16 protein-coding genes are annotated in these 17,085 nt (G+C 70.0%); 7 read left to right on the top strand and 9 right to left on the bottom strand.

The window, feature by feature from the left end; all coding sequences use genetic code 11:
* Positions 1-49: 49 nt before the first annotated feature.
* Together ACFQ7F_RS23950 and ACFQ7F_RS23955 are read right to left on the bottom strand one after the other, a co-directional pair.
* Positions 50-1,429, bottom strand: a complete 1,380-nt coding sequence (locus ACFQ7F_RS23950; protein WP_383273641.1) for an aspartate aminotransferase family protein — start codon at positions 1,427-1,429, stop codon at positions 50-52.
* A complete protein-coding gene (locus ACFQ7F_RS23955; protein ID WP_383273643.1) occupies positions 1,414-1,926 on the bottom strand; it encodes an Lrp/AsnC family transcriptional regulator in 513 nt (170 codons plus the stop codon). Before ACFQ7F_RS23955 ends, ACFQ7F_RS23950 begins: the two co-directional genes overlap by 16 nt.
* A 161-nt stretch (positions 1,927-2,087) precedes the next feature.
* Here ACFQ7F_RS23955 and ACFQ7F_RS23960 point away from each other — a divergent pair, with 161 nt between their 5' ends.
* The 3 genes from ACFQ7F_RS23960 (at position 2,088) to ACFQ7F_RS23970 (ending at position 7,639) form a co-directional block, all read left to right on the top strand.
* Positions 2,088-3,527 carry a gamma-aminobutyraldehyde dehydrogenase gene (locus ACFQ7F_RS23960; protein ID WP_383273645.1) on the top strand — a complete coding sequence of 480 codons (1,440 nt, stop codon included), beginning with the start codon at positions 2,088-2,090 and terminating at the stop codon, positions 3,525-3,527.
* A gap of 203 nt (positions 3,528-3,730) precedes the next feature.
* Positions 3,731-6,340: an MXAN_6230/SCO0854 family RING domain-containing protein gene (locus ACFQ7F_RS23965; protein ID WP_383273647.1), complete on the top strand. Its 2,610-nt coding sequence runs from the start codon at positions 3,731-3,733 to the stop codon at positions 6,338-6,340.
* 108 nt (positions 6,341-6,448) lie between these two features.
* Complete coding sequence (locus ACFQ7F_RS23970; protein WP_383273649.1) at positions 6,449-7,639, top strand: spermidine/putrescine ABC transporter substrate-binding protein; 1,191 nt, start codon at positions 6,449-6,451, stop codon at positions 7,637-7,639.
* A 183-nt stretch (positions 7,640-7,822) separates the two neighbouring features.
* Here the strand turns inward: ACFQ7F_RS23970 and ACFQ7F_RS23975 are convergent, their stop codons facing one another.
* Positions 7,823-9,220 carry an MFS transporter gene (locus ACFQ7F_RS23975; protein WP_383273651.1) on the bottom strand — a complete coding sequence of 466 codons (1,398 nt, stop codon included), beginning with the start codon at positions 9,218-9,220 and terminating at the stop codon, positions 7,823-7,825.
* A 100-nt stretch (positions 9,221-9,320) separates the two neighbouring features.
* Here ACFQ7F_RS23975 and ACFQ7F_RS23980 point away from each other — a divergent pair, with 100 nt between their 5' ends.
* A complete protein-coding gene (locus ACFQ7F_RS23980) occupies positions 9,321-9,599 on the top strand; it encodes a hypothetical protein (protein ID WP_383273652.1) in 279 nt (92 codons plus the stop codon).
* Between the two features lie 282 nt (positions 9,600-9,881).
* Here ACFQ7F_RS23980 and ACFQ7F_RS23985 read toward each other — a convergent pair whose 3' ends face one another.
* A complete protein-coding gene (locus ACFQ7F_RS23985) occupies positions 9,882-10,352 on the bottom strand; it encodes a hypothetical protein (protein ID WP_383273654.1) in 471 nt (156 codons plus the stop codon).
* A gap of 227 nt (positions 10,353-10,579) precedes the next feature.
* Between ACFQ7F_RS23985 and ACFQ7F_RS23990 the strand changes: the two genes are divergently transcribed.
* The gene (locus ACFQ7F_RS23990; RefSeq protein WP_383273656.1) at positions 10,580-11,404 is read left to right on the top strand and encodes a hypothetical protein; all 825 of its coding nucleotides are present in this window, start codon (positions 10,580-10,582) and stop codon (positions 11,402-11,404) included.
* Positions 11,401-12,090 (top strand): class F sortase, encoded by a 690-nt coding sequence (locus ACFQ7F_RS23995; RefSeq protein WP_383273658.1) that lies wholly within the window; start codon positions 11,401-11,403, stop codon positions 12,088-12,090. Before ACFQ7F_RS23990 ends, ACFQ7F_RS23995 begins: the two co-directional genes overlap by 4 nt.
* Here ACFQ7F_RS23995 and ACFQ7F_RS24000 read toward each other — a convergent pair.
* The 4 genes from ACFQ7F_RS24000 to ACFQ7F_RS24015 form a co-directional block, all read right to left on the bottom strand.
* A complete protein-coding gene (locus ACFQ7F_RS24000) occupies positions 12,083-13,315 on the bottom strand; it encodes a serine hydrolase domain-containing protein (RefSeq protein WP_383273660.1) in 1,233 nt (410 codons plus the stop codon). The genes ACFQ7F_RS23995 and ACFQ7F_RS24000 overlap by 8 nt on opposite strands.
* A gap of 159 nt (positions 13,316-13,474) precedes the next feature.
* Positions 13,475-13,642 (bottom strand): hypothetical protein, encoded by a 168-nt coding sequence (locus tag ACFQ7F_RS24005; protein ID WP_383273662.1) that lies wholly within the window; start codon positions 13,640-13,642, stop codon positions 13,475-13,477.
* A gap of 30 nt (positions 13,643-13,672) precedes the next feature.
* A complete protein-coding gene (locus ACFQ7F_RS24010; protein ID WP_383273664.1) occupies positions 13,673-14,371 on the bottom strand; it encodes a glycerophosphodiester phosphodiesterase in 699 nt (232 codons plus the stop codon).
* Positions 14,372-14,392: 21 nt separating this feature from the next.
* The gene (locus ACFQ7F_RS24015; protein WP_383273666.1) at positions 14,393-15,460 is read right to left on the bottom strand and encodes an adenosine deaminase; all 1,068 of its coding nucleotides are present in this window, start codon (positions 15,458-15,460) and stop codon (positions 14,393-14,395) included.
* A 425-nt stretch (positions 15,461-15,885) separates the two neighbouring features.
* Between ACFQ7F_RS24015 and ACFQ7F_RS24020 the strand changes: the two genes are divergently transcribed.
* Positions 15,886-16,332 carry a DUF4190 domain-containing protein gene (locus ACFQ7F_RS24020; RefSeq protein ID WP_383273668.1) on the top strand — a complete coding sequence of 149 codons (447 nt, stop codon included), beginning with the start codon at positions 15,886-15,888 and terminating at the stop codon, positions 16,330-16,332.
* A gap of 126 nt (positions 16,333-16,458) precedes the next feature.
* Here ACFQ7F_RS24020 and ACFQ7F_RS24025 read toward each other — a convergent pair whose 3' ends face one another.
* Positions 16,459-17,019 (bottom strand): NADAR family protein, encoded by a 561-nt coding sequence (locus tag ACFQ7F_RS24025; RefSeq protein ID WP_383273670.1) that lies wholly within the window; start codon positions 17,017-17,019, stop codon positions 16,459-16,461.
* Positions 17,020-17,085 lie beyond the last annotated feature (66 nt).

Here is a 17,085-nt window from a genome sequence, read left to right on the forward strand (position 1 = left end):
CCCCCGGGGCCGCTGTTGATCACTCGATCACGCGATCACATGATGGGGATCAGAGCTTCGTCCACGCTTCCGTGAGGACGTGCCGCAGGATGCCCTCGATCTCGTCGAAGGTCTCCTGGGTGGAGATCAGCGGCGGGGCGAGCTGGACGACCGGGTCGCCACGGTCGTCGGCGCGGCAGTACAGGCCGTTCTCGTACAGCGCCTTGGAGAGGAAGCCGTACAGGACGCGCTCCGTCTCCTCGTCGTTGAACGTCTCCTTGGTGGCCTTGTCCTTCACGAGCTCGATGCCGTAGAAGAAGCCGTTGCCGCGGACGTCGCCGACGATCGGCAGGTCGTGCAGCTTGCGCAGGGTCTGGTAGAACGCGTCCTCGTTGTCGAGCACGTGCTGGTTGAGACCCTCCTTCTCGAAGATGTCGAGGTTGGCGTTGCCGACCGCGGCCGAGACCGGGTGGCCGCCGAAGGTGTAGCCGTGCAGGAAGGTGTTGTCACCCTTGTAGAACGGCTCGGCGAGCTTGTCCGAGATGATGCAGGCGCCGATCGGGGAGTAGCCCGACGTCATGCCCTTGGCGCAGGTGATCATGTCCGGGACGTAGTCGAACTTGTCACAGGCGAACATCGTGCCGAGGCGGCCGAAGGCGCAGATGACCTCGTCCGAGACGAGCAGCACGCCGTACTTGTCGCAGATCTCGCGCACCCGCTGGAAGTACCCGGGCGGGGGCGGGAAGCAGCCGCCCGCGTTCTGCACCGGCTCCAGGAACACGGCGGCGACCGTCTCGGGACCCTCGAAGAGGATCTCCTGCTCGATCTGGTCGGCGGCCCAGCGGCCGAAGGCCACCGGGTCGTCGCCGTGGATCGGGGCGCGGTAGATGTTCGTGTTCGGCACCTTGTGCGCGCCCGGGACGAGCGGCTCGAAGGGGGCCTTGAGCGCGGGCAGACCGGTGATGGACAGGGCGCCCTGCGGGGTGCCGTGGTAGGCGACCGCGCGGGAGATGACCTTGTACTTCTGGTGGTTGCCGGTGAGCTTGTGGTACTGCTTCGCCAGCTTCCACGCGGTCTCGACGGCCTCGCCGCCACCGGTGGTGAAGAAGACCTTGTTCAGGTCGCCCGGCGCGTGGTTCGCGAGGCGCTCGGCGAGCTTGACGGCCTGGGGGTGCGCGTAGCTCCAGATGGGGAAGAAGGCCAGTTCCTGCGCCTGCTTGTACGCCGTCTCTGCGAGCTCGTGACGACCGTGACCGGCGTTGACCACGAACAGGCCTGAGAGGCCGTCGAGGTACTTCTTGCCCTTGTCGTCGTAGATGTAGGTGCCTTCGCCACGCACGATGGTGGGCACGGGTGCGTTCTCGTAGTCCGACATGCGGGTGAAGTGCATCCACAGGTGGTCGTACGCGGTTTGGCTGAGGTCCTTGCTCACGGCTATCGGGTTCCCCACATATAGGTCTGCTTCTTGAGCTTCAGATAGACGAAGCTCTCGGTGGAGCGCACGCCGGGGAGGGCGCGGATGCGCTTGTTGATCACTTCGAGAAGGTGGTCGTCGTCCTCGCAGACGACCTCCACCATCAGGTCGAAGGAGCCCGCGGTCATGACCACGTACTCACACTCGGCCATGGCCGTCAGCGCCTCCGCCACCGGATCCAGATCGCCCTCGACATTGATGCCGACCATCGCCTGCCGTCTGAAACCCACGGTGAGCGGGTCCGTGACGGCGACGATCTGCATCACGCCCTGGTCGAGCAGCTTCTGGACGCGCTGGCGCACAGCCGCTTCGGACAGGCCCACGGCCTTGCCGATGGCGGCGTACGGACGGCGTCCGTCCTCCTGAAGCTGTTCGATGATCCCCAAGGAGACGGCGTCGATGGGAGATGAGCTGTTCCCGTGCCGGGAACTACCGGAATCTGCGCTGCGACTGGCCACGACCCCATGGTGCACAGGACTCGACAGTTCCGCAAGGTCAGATCGATGAAATTCGTTGTCTGAAGCTTCAATCGTCACGGATTTCGCAGCTACGGGCCCCCGGGTATGTTGAAAGCGTCGGTGTACCGACTAGGGTGGGTGTCTCATCCACTGGACATCTGACTGGAGGGCCGGAAGTGACCACCGAGCTGCGCCGCCTGCGTAACTACATCGACGGAGAATTCCGGGACGCCGCCGACGGCCGGACCACCGAGGTGGTCAACCCCGCCAACGGCGAGTCCTACGCCACCGCGCCCCTGTCGGGGCAGGCCGACGTCGACGCCGCCATGGAGGCGGCCGCCGCCGCGTTCCCCGCCTGGCGCGACCTGACGCCCGCCGAGCGCCAGAAGGCCCTGCTGAAGATCGCCGACGCGTTCGAGGAGCGCGCCGAGGAGCTCATCGCGGCCGAGGTCGAGAACACGGGCAAGCCCACCGGCCTGACGCGGTCCGAGGAAATCCCGCCCATGGTCGACCAGATCCGCTTCTTCGCGGGTGCGGCCCGGATGCTCGAAGGCCGCGCGGCCGGCGAGTACATGGAGGGTCTGACCTCCATCATCCGCCGCGAGCCGATCGGCGTCTGCGCGCAGGTCGCGCCGTGGAACTACCCGATGATGATGGGCGTATGGAAGTTCGCCCCGGCGCTCGCCGCGGGCAACACCGTCGTCCTCAAGCCCTCGGACACGACCCCCGCGTCGACCGTCCTGATGGCCGAGATCATCGGCTCGATCGTCCCCAAGGGTGTCTTCAACGTCGTCTGCGGCGACCGTGACACCGGCCGCGCGATGGTCGAGCACAACACCCCGGCGATGGCCTCCATCACCGGCTCGGTGCGCGCGGGCATGCAGGTCGCCGAGTCCGCGTCCAAGGACCTCAAGCGGGTCCACCTGGAGCTGGGCGGCAAGGCGCCGGTCGTCGTCTTCGAGGACGCCGACATCGCCAAGGCCGTCGAGGACATCTCGGTGGCGGGCTTCTTCAACGCGGGCCAGGACTGTACGGCCGCCACGCGCGTGCTCGTCCACGAGTCCATCCACGACGAGTTCGTGACCGCGCTCGCCAAGGCCGCCGCCGACACGAAGACCGGCCAGCCGGACGACGAGGACGTGCTCTTCGGCCCGCTCAACAACGCCAACCAGCTGAAGCAGGTCTCCGGCTTCATCGACCGCCTTCCGGCGCACGCCAAGGTCGAGGCGGGCGGCCAGCGCGTCGGCGAGAAGGGCTTCTTCTACGCCCCGACCGTCGTCTCCGGCCTGAAGCAGGACGACGAGATCATCCAGAACGAGGTCTTCGGCCCGGTCATCACCGTCCAGTCCTTCACGGACGAGGCGCAGGCCGTGTCGTACGCGAACGGCGTCGAGTACGCCCTCGCCTCCTCGGTCTGGACCCAGAACCACCCGCGCGCCATGCGCATGGCCAAGGTCCTCGACTTCGGCTGCGTCTGGATCAACACGCACATCCCGCTGGTCGCGGAGATGCCGCACGGCGGCTTCAAGAAGTCCGGCTACGGCAAGGACCTCTCGGCCTACGGCTTCGACGACTACACGCGCATCAAGCACGTCATGACGTCGATCGAGGGTTAAGCCCCCGTGGCCCCGGGGTAATCCCCCTTGGCCCTGGGCTAATTGGGATGCCCGGCCCTGCCGCCCCCGCTTACCGTCTGGTGCGGGGGGGCGGCTCCGTGGTGTGCTTCCTTCTTTCTCATCTCTGCAAAAGATCCGTAGCGCACCCACTCCCCGCCCCCGCGTCTGTGCCCCACGGGGGCGTACTACGGGGGTGTGACCTGATGACGACGGCCGATGACCTCGCGGGCCTGCTGCTGCGCCGCAGGCAGAGTGTCCACGTTCCCTCCGGCGCTGGGCGGTCCGCCGTGACCGACGCCGCCGTGGTCGTCCTCGAAGCCGAACTCGCCGACCGAGGGCACCTGCTGACCGCCCCGCTGCGCCGCGCGCTGACCGCCCTTTCCGTCCCCGACCTCGCCACGACCGGCCGCAAGCTGCTCGCCGACGTCGACGCGCTGATGGGCTCCGACCGCCACCACGCCCCGCTGTTCCAGCGCTTCCCTGACGAGATCCCGTACCAGCTCGCGTACGACCGTTTCGCCTCCCTCGTCGCCCAGCGCCTCGCCGCCCAGCCGCACCAGCCCTGCATGAACTGCGCGGGCACCAAGGCCCGCGTCCGCGCGCTCGCGCCGTGCGCGCATCTCCTGTGCGACGACTGCCACCGCAAGATGGAGGACTACGGCTGCTGCGACCTGTGCTGCGCCTGGTACGCCTGCCCCATCTGCGAGAACCGCTACGAGACCGACGGTCCCACCGACCCCTGGCTCGACACCGGCGCGGGGCTCGACGGCGACGGCGGCGAGATCCTGCGCGCGCTCAGCCTGGCGGCCCCCGGCGACACCGCCATCGAGCTCGCGGCCCTGCTCGCCCGCCGTACGCCTCTGGGCCCCCAGGACCACGACGACCTGGTCCTGCTCCTCGGCCACCTGGACCCGGCCGACGCCGCCGACTGGCTCCCGGCCGTGATTCCGCTGCGCGAGAGCAGGGCGCTCGCTCTCGCGCCGCTGCTCGATGTGCCGGACGTGCGCGCGCTCGTGGGGCAGCACGCGGACACTGCCACGGATGTGCTGCGCATTCTCGTCGTACGTGCCGGGGGCGACCCCGACCTGCTCGAACTGCCCCGCCTGCGCGGGCTTCCGCGTCCCGTCCGCCGTGCACTCCTCGGCCTGCTCGACGGCTTCGACCTGCGGCGCCTCGCCGAGGACATGGCCCGCAACCCGCGCGCCTGGAAGCGGGTCGGTGAAATCCTGCACCCCTTCGAGCAGGCCCACCGGCACGCGCGCGTGGCGCTCGCCTTCGCCGTCCTGCGCGGTACCCGCGTCGGTGACAGCGCGCTCTGGGAGGTACTGCTCGCCGAGGCCGCACGGCACGAGGACGTCCGCCTCGAAGGCGACCGGCTGCGGATCGTCACCTGGCAGGGGCGCGTCGAGGAGGCGCTCGGCCGCTGGGACACCACGGCAGCGGCCGGACTCCTTCGCGAGCGCCCCGGTGAACTCCTGCGCCGCCTTGACCTGTTGCTGGCCCGTTCGGGCTCGGTGACCCTGCCGGACGCGGTGGGCGACGCGCTCGCCGAGGCCCTGCCCCGCTCCGGGCCCGGGCCGCTGCTCGGTGCGTACGGCCGTATGAAGGTCCGTTACGTGCAGGGGCACCGCCGCGTCTTCTTCCCGCGCGGGCGAGTCACCCAGGCGTACGCAATCGAGGACCACCGGCCGCCGCTGGCGTCGCGGGTGGCGGGGCGCGCCGGTGAGCTGATCGAGGCGGAGGCCGTGCGGCGGCTCGCCGAGGGGGAAGGCGCGGGGGAGGGCGAGCGGTACGACGTGGCCGTCCTCGACGCCTCGCTCGCGGACCTGCCGGTGCCGTTCGCCGAGCGTGCGTCGGCGGCCTCGCTCGTCGCGGTGCCACGCGGCAGCTCGCTGCCCATGCCCGCGGACAGCGAGAACGTGCGGCTCTTCCTGCACTGGCTGCAGCCCAAGGGCGTACGGGTCGACCTCGACCTGTCCGTCGCGCTCTACGACGACCTGTGGCGCTTCGTCGGCCTGTGCGACTACACGCATCTGACGTACGCGGGCGGCGCCGCCCGGCACTCCGGGGACCTGACGTCGGCGCCCGCCCCGCACGGCGCCACCGAATACCTGGATCTGGACCTGCCGCGGCTCGCCAACGCAGGGGTGCGCTTCGTCGTGCCCGCGGTCCTCTCGTACAACAACGTCCCCTTCGATGAACTCCCGGACGCCTTCGCGGGGTTCATGGCGGTCGGGGGCAACGAAGGGCGGGCCACGTACGACCCGCGCACGATCCGGCAGCGCTTCGACCTCGCGGGTGACGCGGCGCTGCGCGTGCCGATGATCGTCGACCTGCGGTCGCGGCGCGCCTGGTGGGCCGACGTCACCCTCGCCACGGGCGACGGCAACCACAACGTATGGCGCTACCGCAAGCAGCTCGGCCGCATGGGCAACGACCTGCTCGACACCTTTCAGCCGTGCGGCCGGGCCACCCTGTGGGACCTGGCCTGCTGGACGGCGGCGGCCCGTACCGAAGGCCCCGTGTACGTGCGCGGCCGGGGCCACGTCCTGTGGGGCTACCGCCGCGGCGATGACGAGCCGCGCGCCGACTTCGCGCTGCGTGTCCGCGACGGCTGGGAGCCGGACGAGCTGCGCGCGGAGCCGGAAATGTCGGGTCGGCGCGCCCTTCTGGCGCTCCTGCACGGCGAGTTGGAGGGCGCGCAGGACATCGCGTCCGGCACGGTGTACCGCCTCTACCCGGGGCCGGTCGACGCGGCCGCACCGGTGCGGATCACGGCGGGGGACCTGGCGGGGTGGCTGGAGCCCGCGTGAGCGACAGCGTGAGCGGCGACACGCGATCGACAGGGTGTCGCTTCCCGACCGCTCGGCTCGACGCAGCGTCCATTGCCTGTACGTGACACGCGGGCGCATGCTGCCGGGGTGCGAGCGAACCCCAGTGCCTCCTCAGTCTCCCGCCGGTCCCTGCTGCGTGCCATCGGCGGCGGGGCGGCCGTCAGTACGCTCGCGGGCTGCGGTGTGCCCGCCGCGTACATCGGGCCCGGCGAGCGCGCCGCCGGGGACCGCTCCCGCCGGGACAAGGCGCTGACCTTCGCCAACTGGCCGCTCTACATCGACACCGACGACGATGACGCGACGAAGCGGCCCTCGCTCGACGCCTTCGAGAAGCGGACCGGAATCGACGTCCGCTACACGGAGGAGATCAACGACAACGACGAGTTCTTCGGCAAGATCAGCCCCTCCCTGATGAACCACCAGGAGACCGGCCGCGACCTCATCGTCATCAGCGACTGGATGTGCGCCCGCTTCGTGCGGCTCGGCTGGGTGCAGGAGATGGACCGCGCCCGGCAGCCGAACGTCACCAAGTACCTCGACCCGCTGCTGCGTTCCCCCGGCTTCGACCCCGGCCGTAAGAACACGGTGCCCTGGCAGTCCGGCATCACCGGCATCGCGTACAACAAGCGCAGGGTCGGCCGGGAGATCAAGCATGTCTCCGACCTGTGGGCCGACGACCTCAAGGGGCGGGTCACGCTGCTCTCGGGGCTCGACGAGTCGTTCGCACTGCTCATGCAGGGCGACGGCGTCGACATCACCAAGTGGAAGGCCGACGACTTCCACCGGGTGTGCGACAGGGTGGAGAAGCTGGTGGCCTCGAAACACATCCGCCGCTTCACCGGCAACGACTACATCAAGGACCTCTCAAGCGGTGACGTCCTTGCCTGTCAGGCCTACAGCGGTGACGTCATCCAGCTCCAGGCGGACGACCCGGACATCGAGTTCGTGGTGCCGCAGGAGGGCGCCGAGCTGTGGGCCGAGTCCCTGATGATCCCCAACCTGGCCCGCCACAAGCAGAACGCGGAACGGCTCATCGACTACTACTACGAGCCCGAGGTGGCCGCCGAACTCGCCGCCTGGGTCAACTACGTCTGCCCCGTACCGGCCGCGCGCGACATCCTCGCCTCGTCCAAGGACAAGGAGCTGGCTTCGCTGGCCGAGGACCCGCTGATCTTCCCTGACGACACGATGCGCAAGCGGCTCGCGATCGCGCGGGACATCACGTCGGAGGAGCGGACGGAGTTCGCGAAGAGGTGGAACGCGATCGCGGGGCTCTAGGGAGTGTGTCGTCCATGGCGGCGACGAGAACCGGATGCGGGCCGACCTCGAGGAAGACGCTTTCCGTGGACCGCGGCGTTGGCAGAGGGCACCGGCTGACCCACGGTCCGGGGGGCGTCCGGGCAAGGTGTCCCGTCAAGGCCCCTCGGCCCTCGGAGTCCGCAGCGGCGACCGCCGCCGCCCTCACCGCCGCGGCAGCAGCGCCGCCGCGCCCAGCGCATTGGCCACCAGCAGGCAGGCGGCAAGCAACAGGCTCTCCCGCATTCCCGGCGCGAAATCCCCGGCGAGCAGCGCACCGAAGACCGCGATGCTGAGCGCTCCGCCCGCCTGGCGGCTGGTGTTGGGCAGTGCCGCTGCCGTGCCCGCCCGCTCGGCGGCGACACTGTCGAGCATCAGCGAGGTCAGAGCCGGCATGGCGAGGGAGCCGCCGATGCCCAGCGGGATCATCAGCAGGGCGGTCACCCACCATGGTGTGCCGGTGTCGACGGCGACAAGACCGCCGCAGCCCACAGCGCCGGTCAGCAGTCCCACGACGACCACCGCCCGCGGGCCGTAGCGGGTGACCGCCCGTGGTGAGAGGTAGTTGAAGTTGGCGGTGATCACCGCCATCGGCACGAACATCAGCCCTGCCGAGAGCGCCGACTGCCCCCGCTCCTCCTGGAAGAAGAGGCTCAGTACGAACACCCCGCCGTAGAAGGCGGAGTTGAGGGCGAAGCCCGCGACGACCGGCAGGGTGACGCCGCGCTGACGGAACAGTCCCAGCGGCAGCATCGGCGTGCGCTGCCGGGCCTCGACGGCCACGAAAGCGGCCGCGGACACCACCGCGACCCCGGCTGTGACCAGCACGGTGCCGGTGAGTCCGTCGTGCCCGCCCTCGATCACGGCGAAGGTCAGTGCGGCAAGTGCCACTATCGCCGTCAGCTGCCCCGGCAGATCGAACGCGGCAGCGTGACGTGGGGAGCGCGCTGCTCGCAGCAGGACCAGGAAACCGGCGATCCCGGCAGGCACGTTGAGGAGGAACACGGCGCGCCAGCTCGACTCCGTGGTGAGCAGTCCGCCCAGGACGGGCCCCGCGGCGATGGCCACCGCGCCGCCGACCGTCCACAGGGCGATGCCACGTGCCCGTGCGTCCGGATCGGGGAACGCCTGCCGGATCAACGCCAGCGAGGCGGGCACCATCACGGCCGCCGCGCTCCCCTGCACCACGCGCGCCGCCATCAGTGCCCCGAGCGTCGGCGCCGCCCCGCAGGCCAGCGAGGCGACGGTGAAGACGCCGAGGCCCCAGCCGTACGCCCGCCGCGCGCCCACCGTGTCCGAGAACGCACCCGCGGAGAGCATCAGGGCCGCGAACATCAGTGTGTAGCTGTCGGCGACCCATTGGATCCCCGACATCGAGCCGCCGAGATCGTCCCGCACGGCGGGCAGCGCCACGTTGACGCCGGAGACGTCGAGCGTGATCACGAAGAAGCCGAGGACGGCGGCGATCAGAGCCGCGCGGGCAGAACCTGGACGCCTCGGCTCACCCCGGGCATCCGCACTCGCCTCAACTCCCGTGCCTGTCGCGGATTGCGCCACCCTCATCGTGCACTGCTCCTGACTGTGTGTATCTGTCGGTACGGATCGGATAGGGATCGGATAGGGGTCGGATGCGGTCGGATAGGAGTCGGGTACGGAAAACAGCGTGCTCGGTCCGTGCGGTCCCCGGCAGACCGAGCCATGCGGGGGAGCGCGGTTCCTGGTCCTGACACAGCCCCCCCATTTCCAGCACCCGGAAGTCGGATCGATGTGCCTCAACTTCGAGGTGATGGCGATCTTCCGCACGGACGGCCAACGCCTCGTCACCTATCAGGCACCGCCCGGCACGCCGGACCACGACGCGATGCTGCTGCTCGACATGGCCAGCCCCGCGGAGGCGGCGATCGAGGAGGCCGAGGGTGAGCCGGGCGGTCGCCACGGGTGAGGAAACCGCTGGTCAGCGGGTGAGTATCGCGGTGAGCGCGGCCGCCAGCTATGCCAGTTCACCCAGCGATCTCGCGTAGGCCAGTCCGGCGTCGGCACATGAATCACCGTGCCCCATCCGTGAGGTGGCCCGCCAGCCGCGCCGCGTGCAGCAAGTTGTCGTGCATTTGGCTGCACGACAACGCGGTTCATCTGGCCCAGCGCTCGGCTCGCGGCGAGCTCCGCATTTCGTACGCCGTCGCGTGAGGCCGTCGTTACCCGAGGGCCGGGCCCGTCGACGTCTTCAGGAGCGGCGTCGGCGAAGGGCCTTGTGGGCGTCCTCGGCCGCGTACGTGATGTTCAGCCGCCAGGTCTCCAGCTTGTCCAGCACCTTTGACGCGACCGTCCGCCACTTGAACCACGGAGGCAGCTGCCGGAACGGCACGAACGTGAGGGTGTCGTCGACGGCGGTCTCGGCGAAGCCGCGATGTCCCTCCGCGCGCAGCGCGGCGTAAAGCTCCGGTGTCAGTTCGCGGTTGACCCGGGCCGCGACCCCCGCCGCGGTGAACGCGAAGCCCTTCTCCGCCATGTCCGGCAAACGCATCGCCTTGACGATCCGCGGCGAGGCCTCGGTCAGGGTGCAGTTGAAGGCCAGCCCGATCACGGCGGAGCCCATACGGCGGACTCTGCCGCACTCGTACGCGGCGTCCCATTCGGACGGGCTGTGGAAGCGCAGCAGGCTCTCGTCGCCCTCCCAGTCCCATCCGGCTGCCATGGCCGATCCCTCCGTCTGTGCCGTCAGCGCCTTCGGAGCACCTTCTGCTTCTTCTTCCAGCCGATCATCTCTTTGAACACTCACGAGCCGCACTGCGTTTCATAGGTAACTGCATGGCTCCCAGGGGTTGATGCCCCCGCGGCGATCGGCGGATCGCTGAGGGCATCGCCCGGAGATCTGTACGACGTGCGGCCGTCCCGTCCGGGTGCCGCGGAAAAGGAACGAACGTGATGCCCAAGCGAACCGGCCTGCTCGCGGCGCTCGCCGCTCTGCCCGTCGCCCTCCTCACCGTGGCCGTCTCGTCCCCGGTGTTCGCGGCGGACACCCCGGCCTACCAGATCGACCTGGCGCCGCTCAACGACTCCGGTGCCACGGGAACGGCTCTCCTGAGCCTGCGCGGCAACGCGCTCACCGTGTGGATCAAGTCCGAGGGCATGGTGCCGGGACAGCCCTCCGCACAGCACCTGCACGGATCCACCGACGGGCACGACTTCCAGTGCCCGGACAACGGCGACGACACCAACGGCGACGGCATCCTCGACAACACCGAGGCCACCGTCCACTACGGCGACATCAACATCTCGCTGACCGTCTCCGGGGGCACCGACGCGGGCAGCGGACTCGCCGTGGACCGGATGCCGGTGGCCGACGCGCAGGGCAGGGTCTCCTACAAGCGGACCCTCACCGTCGGGCAGGACGTGGTGGAGCACATCAAGGATCTGCACATCGTGCAGCACGGCATCGACCCCAACGACAACGGCAAGTACGACTTCGAGGGCGCGGGCAAGAGCGAGCTCGACCCGAAGCTCCCCCAGGAGGCCACCGCCCCGACCAACTGCGGTGTGGTCAAGGGCGCGGCGGTCGGATCCGTCCCCGTCGGCGGGGTCGAGACCGGCGGCGGGGCCTCCGCGGGCGGGGGCATGTCCCCCGGGGCTGTGGTGGGTACCGCGGGGGCGGCGTCGCTGACGGCCGCCGGTGTACTGGTTCTCGCGCGTCGGAGGATGACGCCGGCGCCCGTCACCGCGGTCGCGAAGACCGGTGATGCCGCGTGAGCCGCTCGGTCCGGCGTGCCTGTGCCCCCGTGATCGCCGCCTTCGCGGCGGCTCTGCTGCTCACCGCGTGCGGTGGCCAGGACACGGCTGCCTCGCAAGCACCCCCGGCCCGGAGCGCGGAGCCGAGCGGCACGCAGGAGGGAGGCACGCAGAAGGGCGGCACGGAGGAGGGCGGTAAGGAGGAAGGCGGCAGGACACCGGCGGCGGGATCGGACCAGGCCGCCACCGACCTGGCCCGGTCGACGCCCCAGCGGGTCACCATCCCCTCCCTGGGCGTGTCGAGCGAGCTGGAGACGCTGGGCCAGAACGGGAAGGGGGCGATGACCACGCCCAAGAACCCCGATCTGGCGGGCTGGTACAAACCGGGCCCCACGCCCGGCTCCCGGGGCCCGGCGGTGATCGCCGGACATGTGACCTGGAACGGCGCGGACGCGGTCTTCAAGGAGCTGAAGACGATGAAGGCGGGAGACACCGTCGAGGTGACACGCGAGGACGGGAAGACGGCCACCTTCACGGTGGACCGCGTCGAGGAGTACCCGAAGAAGGAGTTCCCTACGCTGAAGGTGTACGGGGACATCGACCACGCGGGGTTGCGCCTGATCACCTGCGGCGGCGATTTCGACGCGGACCGGCACTACTACCGCAACAACGTCACGGTGTTCGCGAGCATGACGGGCGTCAGCTGAGGGCGGCCAGCACGATCCGCTCGGCGACCGGATTCATGACCGTGTCCTTGGCGTCGGTCGCGTTGACCGAGTAGACGAGAGTGCGGGTGCCGTCCTCGGTGGAGGCGATGATGTTCGTGTAGCCGTAGCGGGCTCCGGTCTTGAACCAGGCCACCGTGCCGCCGACCTCCATCCGCTGGAGCCCCGCGCCGAACGTGGCTTCCAGGCCGCCCTCCAGCTTCGGCAGAGTGAACATCTCCTTCAACTGCGGCTGGGGCACCACCTCTCCGTCGAACAGCGCCTGCGTGAAGACCTCCAGGTCGGCAGTGGAGGAGATCATGTCGCCCGCCGCGAACCGGTCGAACTGATTCCACTCGGTGACGTCGATGAGGCGTGTGGTGCCGCCCGGCTGCTTCATGCTCTGGTAGCCGCGGTTGTGCGGGCCGCGGATGCGGGGATCGGCGCCGGGGAAGTAGGTGTCGTGCAGGTGGAGAGGTCTGAAGATCCGCAGGTCGGCCTGATCGGCGAACGAGTCGTCGGTGATCCGCTCGATCAGCAGGCCGAGCACGGTGTAGCCGATGTTGCGGTAGTGCTGATCGGCACCGGGATCGTGCTCGGGCCCCTTGGCGATGGCCGACGCGACGACCGTCTGTGGCTTCAACGTGTCGAAGCGGTGGGCGTATTCGTCGTCGAAGCCGTCGCCGGACTTCAGGCCGCTGGTGTAGTTGAGGAGGCTGCGGACGGGGATGGGCTTGAACTCCTTCTCCTTGTCCTCCTGCTTCGGGAACAAGTCCGGCATGTAGTGCTGCACCGGCTTGTCGAGGTCCAGATCGCCGTCGGCGGCGAGCTGGAGCGCCACGGCCGCGGTCACGATTTTGGTTATCGACCCGGCGCGGAAGCGTCCGTGCGGATCGGCCTTACGCCCCGTGACCAGGTCGTGCACGCCGGAACTGCCGCGCCAGGCTCCTTTCGCGCCACCGACGCGGACGAGGGCGGCGGTCGCGTCGGCGTTCGGGAGCCCCTTGATCGCTTCGCGCAGCGCCTTGCGGTTGGGTGCGGAGTCATCGACGGGGTCCGTCACGGCCGACGCGGGTGAGTGCGGTTGTGAGTGTGCGAGGGCGGGGGCGGTCGCGGCGCCGGTGAGGCCGAGGACCAGGGCGGCGGCGAGAGCGGTGCGGGCGGGACGGGTACGGAACTGCACGGCGTGACTCCAGGTGGGCTGCGGCGCGGAACGTGTGCTGTCCATCCTGGTGATCGGCCGTGCGGGGCGGATCCTCACTGGGGAGGGCGGGGGGCCGGCGGCCCCTGAGGGGTCAACACCCATACGCGTCAGGGGCGTTGACGCTGTTTCCCCTAGGGGGCCTGGGGGCCTGGGGGCCTCGGGGATTTCCCGGGGCAGGGGCCGTCACGTCGACATGAGCAGGATGACCAGGACGATGCCGACCAAGAGAGCGATGGTCAGCATGCGGCCGACGGGATGCCGCGGATTGAGCCGGTGGCCGCGGTAGCCCCGCTCGTCGCGCTCGTACACGAAGAGCGGCTCTTCCCGCTTGTCGTCCTCGCTGTTCCCCATGCCCCACAAGCTAGTTGAGGGAGCGTCCGGCTACGAGAGCGCGCCCCCGGACCGGGCGCGCAAGGCGTGCAGCGTGTCGACGCGGTTGGTCGTGATCGAGTCGACGCCGATGTCGAGCAGGCGGCGCATGGAGCGCTTCGTGTCCGGGGTCCAGGCCGAGACGAGGAGCCCCTGGCGCCGCACCTGGACGGCCAGTTCGCGGTGGAGCAGAGGAAAGCGGTAGTTGAGCCAGCGGGGCTTGATCGCGTCGAGCACGGCACGGCGCGGCGGGGCCAGGCTCGTCCAGGTCAGGGCGATCTCGGCGGCGGGATCCACCGCGCGCACCGCGAGCATCGTCCGGGCGCCCGCGCAGTAGTACGTCCGCTCCGCCGCCCCGCAGTCGGCGACGGCGCCGACGACCGCGCGCACGGAATCCGGCGTCGCGCCCGGCAGATCCACCATGAGCCGGTGCCCCTCGGTCGCCGCGACGGCTTCCTCCAGGGTGGGTACGCCGCCTTCGGTGAGGCCGTGCACCTCGTCCGCGGAGAGCTTGGAGAGGGGGCGGTCGATGTCCCACAGTCGTTTGAGCGTCGCGTCGTGCAGCAGGACGGGGACGCCGTCACGGCTGAGGCGGACGTCGATCTCCACCGCGTCCGCGCCCCGCTCAAGGGCGGAGCGCAGGGACGGGACGGTGTTCTCGCGGACGCGGTAGGGATCGCCTCGGTGGGCCACGACTGTCACGGTGCGCATGGGCCCATTGTGGTGCCGGGCCTAGGGAGCGAGCCAGGTCCGCGTGTACGTGTCGATCTCCGCGGCCAGCTTCGCCTTGCCCGCCGGGTCGAGGAAGGACGCGTCGACGGCGTTCTTCGCCAGGTCCGCGATGCCCCGCTCGTCGAGGTCGAGGAGGCGGGCGGCGACCGCGTACTCGTTGTTGAGGTCGGTGCCGAACATGGGCGGATCGTCGGAGTTGATGGTGACCGGGACCCCGGCGGCGACGAACTGCTTGATCGGGTGCTCGTCGAGGGTGGCGACGGCGCGGGTCGCGATGTTCGACGTGGGGCAGACCTCGAGCGGGATGCGGTGCTCGGCGAGGTGCGCGAGGAGCTTCGGGTCCTGTGCGGCGCTGGTGCCGTGACCGATGCGCTCGGCGCGCAGGTCGGTGAGGGCGTCCCAGATGGTGCCGGGCCCCGTGGTCTCGCCGGCGTGCGGGACGGAGCGCAGGCCCGCCGCGATCGCGCGGTCGAAGTACGGCTTGAACTGCGGCCGGGGCACGCCGATCTCGGGCCCGCCGAGCCCGAAGGAGACCAGGCCCTCGGGGCGCAGCTTGTCGGTGGTCGCGAGCCGCACCGTCTCCTCGGCTGCTTCGATCCCCGCCTCGCCCGGGATGTCGAAGCACCAGCGCAGTACGACACCGAGCTCGTCCTCGGCCGCCTTGCGGGCGTCCTCGATGGCGTCCATGAAGGCGCGGTCGTCGATGCCGCGGCGCACGGAGCTGAAGGGGGTGAGGGTCAGCTCGGCGTAGCGGATGTTCTGCCGGGCCATGTCGCGGGCGATCTCGTACGTGAGCAGGCGTACGTCGTCCGGGGTGCGGACCAGGTCCACGACCGAGAGGTACACCTGGATGAAGTGGGCGAAGTCCGTGAACGTGAAGAAGTCGACGAGCGCCTCGACGTCCGTGGGCACCTTGGAATCGGGGTGGCGGGCGGAGAGGGTCGAGACGATGCGGGGGGACGCCGAGCCGACATGGTGCACATGCAGTTCTGCCTTGGGCAGTCCGGCGATGAAGGCATGCGGGTCGCGTTGGTCGCGTGGCTCACGGGCGCTGCTCGGATCGGTCACGGATTCCTCCCCAGGAACGGATGTGATCGGCTGATCGGGTAAGTCTGGATCATCCTAGGCCGGGGGCCTTCGGCCGAGGGCGGTGGCCGTAGCATGACGGAACGTACGAAAGAGGTGAGCGCGGCATGTCCGACGGTTCGGCGGGGCCGGGCGCGTCCGAGGAGCGGGACCCTTGGGCTCCGCCGGTGGATGACGCGGGGTCGGGGGCGGGGTCAGGGCCGGGATCACTGCCGCTGGAGAAGCGGAATCCTTGGGCGGTGCCGTCTGCGCAGCCCTCGCCGCCGCCCGCGTATGAGCAGCCGACGGGGCCGGGTGCCGGGCCCTATGCACCTCCGGCGGGTCCTTCGGCGGGTCCTTCGGTGGGTCCTTCGGCGAGTGGTGAGCCGGTGCCGCCGCCTCCGGTCGGGCCTGAGGGGCCCGGTCAGGTGCCGTACGGGTACCCCGGCCCCGGGTTCCCGGGCGGCCACCAGGGCTACCAGAGCCACCAGGGCTATCAGAGCTATCAGGGTTACCAGGGGCAGGGCCCGCCCGGGTACGGCTGGCCCGCGATGCCGATGGCGCCTGCCAACGGGATGGGCGTGACCGCCCTTGTCCTCGGGATCATCGCGGCCGCCGGTTTCTGCCTGTGGCCCCTGGCGATGGTGCTCGGGGTCCTCGCGATCATCTTCGGGGCGATCGGGCGGGGCAGGGCGCGGCGCGGCGAGGCGACGAACTCCGGGCAGGCGCTGGCCGGGATCATCTGCGGTGTCGCGGGCCTCGTACTGGCCGTGGCCCTGCTGGTGGTGCTGATCGTGACGCCGGACGACGTGTTCGAGGAGGACGGGGCCTCGGGCGGCGGCGGTTACTCGACCTCCGTGGCTGTCAGGCCCTGAGTCGCTCTTCACTGGCGGGGGCGCCTTCTGCGTCGGCCTGAACCGCCGCTTCTTACTGGCGGGGGCGCCTCCTGCGTCGGCCTGAACCGCCGCTTCGCGGCGGATGTCTCCCGCCCACCCACCCGATTACCCCGCGTCTCGGAGCTTCTCCCGCGCCTCCATCAGCGCGAAGCCCAGCAGATTCGGCCCCCGCCACTTCTCCGGCTCCTGGGCCCGCTCATCGTCGGCCGCCAGGCCGATGCCCCAGATGCGGTCCATCGGGCTCGCCTCCACCAGTACCCGCGACCCCGTACCGACCAGGAACGAACGAAGGGCGTCGGTCGACGCGAACTTGTGGACGCTGCCCTCGACCACGATCCCGAACCGCTCCCGCTCCCATATCGCCTCGTCGAAGCCCCGCACCAGGCGTCCCGCCTTCTTCGCCTCGGCGGGCGTACGCGATGCGAGGGCCGCCCGCTCCGCCTCACCGTCGTCGAACAGGCGGGCCTTGCACGCCATCATCCAGTGCTCAGCAGTCCCGTACTCCACCCCGTCCACGGTGAAAGGCGACTGCCACCACTGGCTGAAGCAGCTCGCGCCGAGTGACCCGTCCCGGCGCGGGGTGTGACCCCAGAAGTGCAGGTACTTCACCTGTTCCCCCGCACGCACCGCGCGGACCAGCGCATCCACCGAGTCGATCTTCGTCATGCACGCGAGTCTGGCACGCACCACTGACAATCCGTCCTGGGTTTTCCAGGACGACTCGACACCTGG

Origin of the sequence: Streptomyces sp. NPDC056486 (assembly GCF_042795295.1) — a bacterium.
Classification (GTDB): domain Bacteria; phylum Actinomycetota; class Actinomycetes; order Streptomycetales; family Streptomycetaceae; genus Streptomyces.